This window comes from Cupriavidus sp. 01L46, assembly GCF_056399905.1.
On sequence record NZ_JBFTSF010000287.1, the window covers coordinates 1 to 7,622 of the forward strand.

Genomic DNA, 7,622 nt, shown 5'->3' on the forward strand with positions numbered 1-7,622 from the left:
ATCTATCACAATGCTCATCGTGCGCCTTTCGAGGGAGTGAAACGGGAGAGGCCGGGCGCGCAGCGCGCGTGCGGCAAACAAGTACTTTACACCCGACTTCCGGGTGGTGCGTGCACGTTGCGCTAGCGGCATGTGATAAGGTTTGGCGGCAAGGTCGCCACGCCGCCAGACAGGCCGGCACGAAAGACGGCCCGACCCGGCCAAGCCGGGATCCAGAACAGGAGACCTGCCGTCATGAGCAGCACGCTTGCCAGCCACGCCGCAACGCCGGACGCCGATCCGGAGCGCCGCATCCTGATTGCCCGCGCGCATGCGCGTTCCACCAGCTTCGGCCTCGAAGCCACCCATGCGGCGGACTACCAATCGCTGGGCAAGCGCGCGCTGCACGAACTGGTCGACGCCAATCAGTTGCTGTACAAGCACGCGCTGCCGGTCATGGAAACCCTGCACGCGCAGATCGCCAATACCGAGAGCATGGTGCTGCTGACCGACAGCGGCGGCGTGATCCTGCACAGCCTGGGCGACGGCGATTTTGCCGACCGGGCCAGGCGTGTGGCCTTGGCGCCGGGCGTCTCGTGGGCGGAGTCGAGCAAGGGCACCAACGCCATCGGCACGGCGCTGGCCGAGGCCCAGCCCGCGGTGGTTCACGCCGACGAGCATTTCCTGCGTGCCAACCGCACGCTGACCTGTTCCTGCGTGCCGATCTCCGGGCCGTTTGGCCAGGTGCTGGGGGCGCTCGATGTCAGCGGCGATCATCGCGGCTTCCACAAGCACACCATGGCGCTGGTGCGCATGTCGGCGCAGATGATCGAGAACCATCTGTTCGCCACGCATTTCACCGATGCCGCGCTGGTGCGCTTTCATGCGCGGCCGGAGTTCGTCGGCACGCTGTTCGAAGGCATGGCGGCGTTCTCGGCCGATGGCACCTTCCTGGCGGCCAACCGCAGCGGGCTGTTCCAGCTCGGCTTGTCGCCCGATACGCTGAACCACCAGAGTTTTGCCGCCTTGTTCGGCATGCCGCTGGGCACCGCGCTCAAAGAGGGGGCGCAGGCGTGCGGCGAGTTGCTGACRCTGACCCTGCCAAGCCGCGTGCTGGTGTTTGCTCGGATGGCGCTGCTCGCGCCGCTGCGTCGCGCGCCCGCGCCGGCCGCACGTCCATCGGCCCCGGCATCTTCCCTCGCGCACGCCTCGGCGCTGGCCGCTCTCGATACCGGGGACGCCCGCATGGCCGCCGTGCTGCAGCGGGTCGACAAGGTGCGCGGACGCGATATTCCCATCCTGGTGCTGGGCCGCACCGGTACCGGCAAGGAGTGGCTGGCGCGCGCCATCCATCGCGATTCGCCCCGCAGCGCCGCGCCCTTCGTCGCCGTCAATTGCGCGTCGATCCCGGAGTCCCTGATCGAGGCGGAGCTGTTCGGTTACGAGGACGGGGCCTTCACCGGCGCGCGGCGGCGCGGCAGCCCGGGCAAGCTGGTGCAGGCGCACGGCGGCACCTTGTTCCTTGACGAGATTGGCGACATGCCGCTGGCGCAGCAGGTGCGGCTGATGCGCGTGCTGCAGGAGCGCGCGGTGACCCCGCTGGGCGGCGCCCGCGCAATCCCCGTGGATTTGCGCATCATTTGCGCCACCCACCGCGACCTGCGCGCGATGATCGCGGCGGGCACCTTCCGCGAGGATCTGTACTACCGCATCAATGCGCTATCGGTGACGCTGCCGGCGCTGCGCGACCGCACGGACTTGCCGGTGCTGGTGGAGCGCATCCTGACGCAGCAACTCGCGCAGGCGGAGCATGGCGAGCACGGTGATGCGCATCCAACCCGCGTTGCCGCGGACGTGCTGGCGCATTTTCAGCGCCATCCCTGGCCGGGCAACCTGCGCCAGATGGTCAACGTGCTGCGCACCGCGGCCATCATGGCCGAAGGCGAAGGCGAGATCCGCGCGGAGCATTTGCCGGAGGATTTTGAGCGCGAGCCGACGTTCGCGCAGGACAGGGACGCCGCGCCAGCCTTCATGTCCCCGGCGCCCTCGATGCCCGCCGGTACCCCCGAGCGCCTGCGCGATCGGGAAGCCGCCATGATCCACCAGGCGCTGGCGCGCCACGGCGGCAATGTCAGCCTGGCCGCGCGCGAGCTTGGCTTGTCGCGCAATACGATTTACCGGCGGCTAAAGCGCAGCTAAAGCGCAGCAAATGCACGGCGGACTGGCGCCGGTTTCACGTCATGCCGCCGCTTCACGGCGCCGGCTCCCGCTCCAGGCGCGCCGCCTCGTCATCGCTGAACAATTCGGAGCGCGTCAAGAACCGCAACCCGGTCGGCCCTTCCAGCGAAAACATCCCGCCCGATCCCGGCACCACGTCGATCACCAGCCGCGTGTGCTGCCAGTACTCGAACTGCGCACGCGTCATGTAGAACTTCGCGCCGCCGATCTCGCCGAGGCAGACATCGGCCTCGCCAATGATCAGGTCGCCGTCCGGGTAGCACATTGGCGCGCTGCCGTCGCAGCAGCCGCCCGACTGGTGGAACATCAACGCCCCGTGCTGCGCGCGCAGGCGCTCGATCAGCGCCAGCGCGGCAGGCGTGGCGACGACGCGCTGCACGGCGTCAGGTGACTGGGTGTCGGGCATCGGGCGGCTCCTTGCCTTCGGTTGGCAACTTCGGACGGCAACTTCAGATGGCAAACGTCAAGCAGCAAAGTCCATGACGACCCGGCCTTCGATATCGCCGGCGCGCATGCGCGTGAAGATCTCGTTGATCTTCTCCAGCGGCGCGGTGGACACGGTCGCCTTGACCGCCCCATGCGCGGCAAAGTCTAGCGACTCCTGCAGGTCGCTGCGGGTGCCGACGATGGAGCCGCGGATGGTAATGCCCTTGAGCACCACGTCGAAGATCGGCGTGGGGAAGTCGCCGGGCGGCAGGCCGTTGAGCGCCACCGTGCCGCCGCGCCGGACCATGCCGATCGCCTGGCCGAATGCCTTGGGCGAGACCGCCGTGACCAGCGCGCCGTGCGCGCCGCCGATTTCCTTCTGCAGGAACGCCACGGGATCGGTGGTGCGCGCATTGACCGTGACCTCGGCGCCGAGCTTGCGGGCGAGTTCGAGCTTCTTGTCGTCGATATCCACCGCCGCCACGCGCAGCCCCATGGCGCGCGCATATTGCACCGCCACATGGCCAAGCCCGCCGATGCCGGAGATCACGACCCACTGGCCAGGCCGCGTATCGGTGACCTTCAAGCCCTTGTAGACGGTCACGCCCGCGCAAAGGATCGGCGCGATTTCCACGAAGCCCACGCTGTCCGGCAGCAGGCCCACGTAGTTAGGATCGGCTACCACGTATTCGCCATAGCCGCCGTTGACCGAGTAACCGGTGTTTTCCTGCTTCTCGCACAGGGTTTCCCAGCCTTGCAGGCAGTGCTCGCAGTAGCCGCAGGCGCTATACAGCCAGGGCACGCCGACGCGATCGCCTTCCTTCACGCGGCTCACGCCCGCGCCTACCGCCGAGACATAGCCCACGCCTTCGTGGCCGGGAATGAAGGGCAGGGTTGGCTTGACCGGCCAGTCGCCTTCGGCGGCATGGAGGTCGGTGTGGCATACGCCGGAGGCTTCAATCTTGACCTGGATCTGGCCGCGCCCGGGCTGCGGCACGGGCACTTCATCGATCGTGAGCGGGGCGCCGAACTCCCGCACCACGGCGGCTTTCATCATCGCTGTCATCTCGACTCCTGGTTCTGTTGGCAGGGACGCCCGCGCCGCGCGGCGGTAAGCCGGCAGGGGCGGGCGCCATGTCGATCATGTCATGGGCGGGAGCGCCCATTCTTGCTCTGTATCAAAAGAAGCCGAGTGCGTTCGGGCTGTAGCTCACCAGCAGGTTCTTGGTCTGCTGGTAGTGGTCCAGCATCATGCGATGGTTCTCGCGCCCGATGCCGGATTGCTTGTAGCCGCCAAATGCCGCATGCGCCGGGTAGGCGTGATAGCAGTTGGTCCACACGCGGCCAGCCTGGATGCCGCGGCCCATGCGGAAGGCGCGCGCGCCGTCTCGCGTCCATACGCCGGCGCCTAGCCCGTAGAGCGTGTCGTTGGCGATTTCCAGCGCTTCTTCCTCGTCCTTGAACGTGGTCACCGACACCACCGGGCCAAAGATCTCTTCCTGGAAAATGCGCATCTTGTTATGGCCGGAGAATACCGTGGGCTTGACGTAGTAGCCGCTCGCAAGGTCGCCACCCAGCGCGTTGCGCTCGCCGCCGATCAGGCATTGCGCGCCTTCCTGCTTGCCCAGGTCGATATACGACAGGATCTTCTCGAGCTGCTCCTGCGAAGCCTGCGCGCCGATCATGGTGGCCTTGTCGAGCGGGTGGCCCTGCTTGATCGCCGCCACGCGCTTGAGCGCGCGCTCCATGAAGCGCTCGTAGATCGATTCCTGGATCAGCGCGCGCGACGGGCAGGTGCAGACCTCGCCCTGGTTCAGCGCGAACATGGCGAAGCCTTCCAGCGCCTTGTCGAAGTACGCGTCGTCGGCGGACAGTACGTCTTCGAAGAAGATGTTGGGCGACTTGCCACCCAGTTCCAGCGTAACCGGGATCAGGTTCTGCGAGGCGTACTGCATGATCAGCCGGCCGGTGGTGGYCTCGCCGGTAAAGGCGATCTTGCTGATGCGCGAGCTGGAGGCCAGCGGCTTGCCAGCCTCGAGCCCGAAGCCGTTGATCACATTGAGCACGCCCGGCGGCAGCAGGTCGCCGATGATTTCCATCAGCACCAGGATCGAGGCCGGGGTCTGCTCCGCGGGCTTGAGCACCACGCAGTTGCCGGCGGCCAGCGCGGGCGCGAGCTTCCACGYGGCCATCAGGAGCGGGAAATTCCACGGGATRATCTGSSCSACCACGCCCAGCGGCTCATGGAAGTGATAGGCCACGGTGTCGTGGTCGATCTCGGAGATACCGCCTTCCTGCGCGCGGATGCAGCCGGCGAAGTAGCGGAAGTGGTCTACCGCCAGCGGCAGGTCGGCCGCCGTGGTTTCGCGGATGGGTTTGCCGTTGTCGATGGTCTCGGCCACCGCCAGCGTGACCAGGTTGGCCTCGATGCGCTCAGCGATGCGGTTCAGGATATTGGCGCGCTCGGTGGTGGAGGTACGGCCCCAGGCGCCCTTGGCGCGGTGCGCGGCGTCCAGCGCGGCGTCCACGTCCTTCTGGTTGGAGCGCGGCACGCGCGTGAAGGGCTTGCCGGTGACCGGCGAGATCGCTTCAAAGTACTGGCCATCGGCCGGGGCCACCCAGGCGCCGCCGATATAGTTTTCGTACTGTTCCTTGTAGGGATACGCAACGCCCAGCTGGGCGATTTCCGCCATGTTCATGTCTCTCTCCGTCTCGTGATGTCTGTCGTGCCGCGTTGTTTGCGCACAGGCATCCATCCGCAAAAGCTGTGCCTGGCGGACACGGCGCTGCGAAAACGGTGAAACCACGTAAAAGCTGGCAGGCGAGGGGCTATGCAGGCGGCTTCCAGTGCGCCGCCGTGCGCCAAGGTGTACCAATCTGGAACAGCGTGTGGCGCCTTGGCACAGGGGCTTGCCGCCTAGCTGCCGCTGGCGTGGATCAGGAACTCCCGCAGCGCGTCGGCTGGCTTGTCCAGCTTGCGCCCCGGTTGCCATAGCAGCCCCAGCTCCATGTCCGGCACGCCTTCGGCGATCGGCCGCGCCTCGATCTGCTTGCCTTCCAGCGACCACGGGCGGTACACCATGTCGGACAGCACGGTCACGCCAAAGCCGTGCGCCACCAGCCCGCGCAGCCCCTCCATCGAACTGGTGCGAAACGCGATCGAAGGCGCGAGCCGCTTGCTGCGCCAGTAGCGCAGCGTGGAGCGCTCGCCTTCATCCACAGTCAGCAGGATGTAGGGATGCGCCGCAATGTCCTTCAGCGTCAGCCTGGGCAACGCCAGCAGGGGATGCGACGGCGACGCCCATAGCTGGCGCCGCGAGCGGATCAGCGTGTGGTGGGCAAAGCGTTGCAGCCTCTCGATATTGGACAGCAGCCCGATGCCAAGCTCGATCTCCCCGGCCAGTACCGCGCGCTCGATGCCGGGGCGGTCCATGTCGTGCAGGTCGAAATCGATATCCGGGTAGTTGGTGCGAAACCGCGCCAGCAGGCCCGGCAACAGGTAGCCCAGCACGGTGTAGGACGCCGCCAGGCGCACCGTGCCGCTCAGGTTGTGCGCCTGGAAGCGCGGCTCGCGCAGGGTGTCCTGCACGGCATCCAGGATCTGCCGGGCGCGCTGGTGCAGCCGGTGCCCCTCCGGCGTCAGGGCCACGCCGTGCGGCAGGCGGTCAAAGAGGCGCACGCCAAGCTGCTGCTCCAGCATCAGCACGGCATTGGTAATGGCCGATTGCGACACATGCTCGGCGGTGGCGGCCATGGAGAACTGGCCAGTCTCCGCCGCCGCGGCGAAATAGCGGAACTGCCGCAAGGTGATTTCCTTGGCGATGCGCTGCCCGCCGTCTTCCTTCCCGTGCCGCTCTTTCGCCATATGCCGCTCCGATATGTGTTTTTCAGATACCTGCTCTCTGAATTCATGATTTTACGATATCGGCCAGCCTTCCTACACTCAGCGACAGCCCACAAGAGCACACGGAGACAGCATCGATGAATGCCCCCCTATCCTCAGCCCAGCAAGATGCGCTAGCGTCGGTTTCCCTTGACGATAAATACACCCTGGAAAAAGGCCGCGTGTATCTCAGCGGCACCCAGGCGCTGGTGCGCCTGCCCATGCTGCAAAAGGCGCGCGACCTTGCCGCCGGGCTGAATACGGCGGGCTTTATCTCCGGCTACCGCGGCTCCCCGCTGGGCGGCRTGGACCAGGCGCTGTGGAAGGCCAAGAAGCACCTGGCCGCCAGCGACGTGGTATTCCAGCCCGGCGTGAACGAAGACCTGGCCGCCACCGCCGTGTGGGGCACCCAGCAGGTCAACCTGTTTCCCGACGCGACCCGCGATGGCGTGTTCTCGATGTGGTACGGCAAGGGCCCGGGGGTGGACCGCTCCATCGACGTGCTCAAGCACGCCAACTCGGCCGGCTCCGCCAAGCACGGCGGCGTGCTGGTGCTGGCGGGCGACGACCACGCCGCCAAGTCGTCCTCGGTGGCGCACCAGTCCGAGCACGTGCTGCTGGCCTCCGGCATCCCGGTGCTGTACCCGTCCAATGTGCAGGAATACCTCGACTACGGCCTGCATGGCTGGGCCATGAGCCGCTACTCCGGCCTGTGGGTGTCGATGAAATGCGTGACCGACGTGGTGGAATCCACCGCCTCGGTGGAGGTCGACCCGGATCGCGTGCAGATTGTGCTGCCGGAGGATTTCGCCATGCCCGAGGGCGGCCTCAATATCCGCTGGCCAGATCCRCCGCTGGCGCAGGAAGCCCGCCTGCTCGACCACAAATGGTATGCGGCGCTGGCCTATATCCGCGCCAACAAGCTCAACCGCGTGGTGCTGGATTCGCCCAACGCGCGCTTCGGCATCATGACCGCCGGCAAGGCCTACCTCGACGTGCGCCAGGCACTGTCGGACCTGGGCCTGGACGACGATACCTGCCGCCGCATCGGCATCCGCGTGTTCAAGGTGGGCTGCGTGTGGCCCCTGGACGCGCA

Annotated in this window: 5 protein-coding genes and 1 pseudogene; 2 read left to right on the plus strand and 4 right to left on the minus strand. The window is 66.8% G+C overall.

Annotated elements, in window-relative coordinates; genetic code table 11:
• Positions 1 to 234 precede the first annotated feature (234 nt).
• Positions 235 to 2,178 (plus strand): sigma-54-dependent Fis family transcriptional regulator, encoded by a 1,944-nt coding sequence (locus tag AC1DS3_RS31720; protein ID WP_477109274.1) that lies wholly within the window; start codon positions 235 to 237, stop codon positions 2,176 to 2,178.
• Positions 2,179 to 2,230: 52 nt separating this feature from the next.
• Here the strand turns inward: AC1DS3_RS31720 and AC1DS3_RS31725 are convergent, their stop codons facing one another.
• The 4 genes from AC1DS3_RS31725 to AC1DS3_RS31740 form a co-directional block, all read right to left on the minus strand.
• The gene (locus AC1DS3_RS31725; protein ID WP_441634135.1) at positions 2,231 to 2,623 is read right to left on the minus strand and encodes a DUF779 domain-containing protein; all 393 of its coding nucleotides are present in this window, start codon (positions 2,621 to 2,623) and stop codon (positions 2,231 to 2,233) included.
• Between the two features lie 57 nt (positions 2,624 to 2,680).
• Entirely contained in the window at positions 2,681 to 3,709 is a 1,029-nt protein-coding gene (adhP, locus tag AC1DS3_RS31730; RefSeq protein ID WP_441634133.1) for an alcohol dehydrogenase AdhP, read from the minus strand.
• Positions 3,710 to 3,821: 112 nt separating this feature from the next.
• The gene (gene adh, locus AC1DS3_RS31735; RefSeq protein WP_477128692.1) at positions 3,822 to 5,342 is read right to left on the minus strand and encodes an aldehyde dehydrogenase; all 1,521 of its coding nucleotides are present in this window, start codon (positions 5,340 to 5,342) and stop codon (positions 3,822 to 3,824) included.
• 218 nt (positions 5,343 to 5,560) lie between these two features.
• Complete coding sequence (locus AC1DS3_RS31740) at positions 5,561 to 6,508, minus strand: LysR family transcriptional regulator (protein ID WP_441634129.1); 948 nt, start codon at positions 6,506 to 6,508, stop codon at positions 5,561 to 5,563.
• Positions 6,509 to 6,624: 116 nt separating this feature from the next.
• On the opposite strand from AC1DS3_RS31740, the pseudogene AC1DS3_RS31745 reads away from it, so the two are divergent.
• Positions 6,625 to 7,622: pseudogene (locus AC1DS3_RS31745) on the plus strand (indolepyruvate ferredoxin oxidoreductase family protein); the annotation flags it as partial.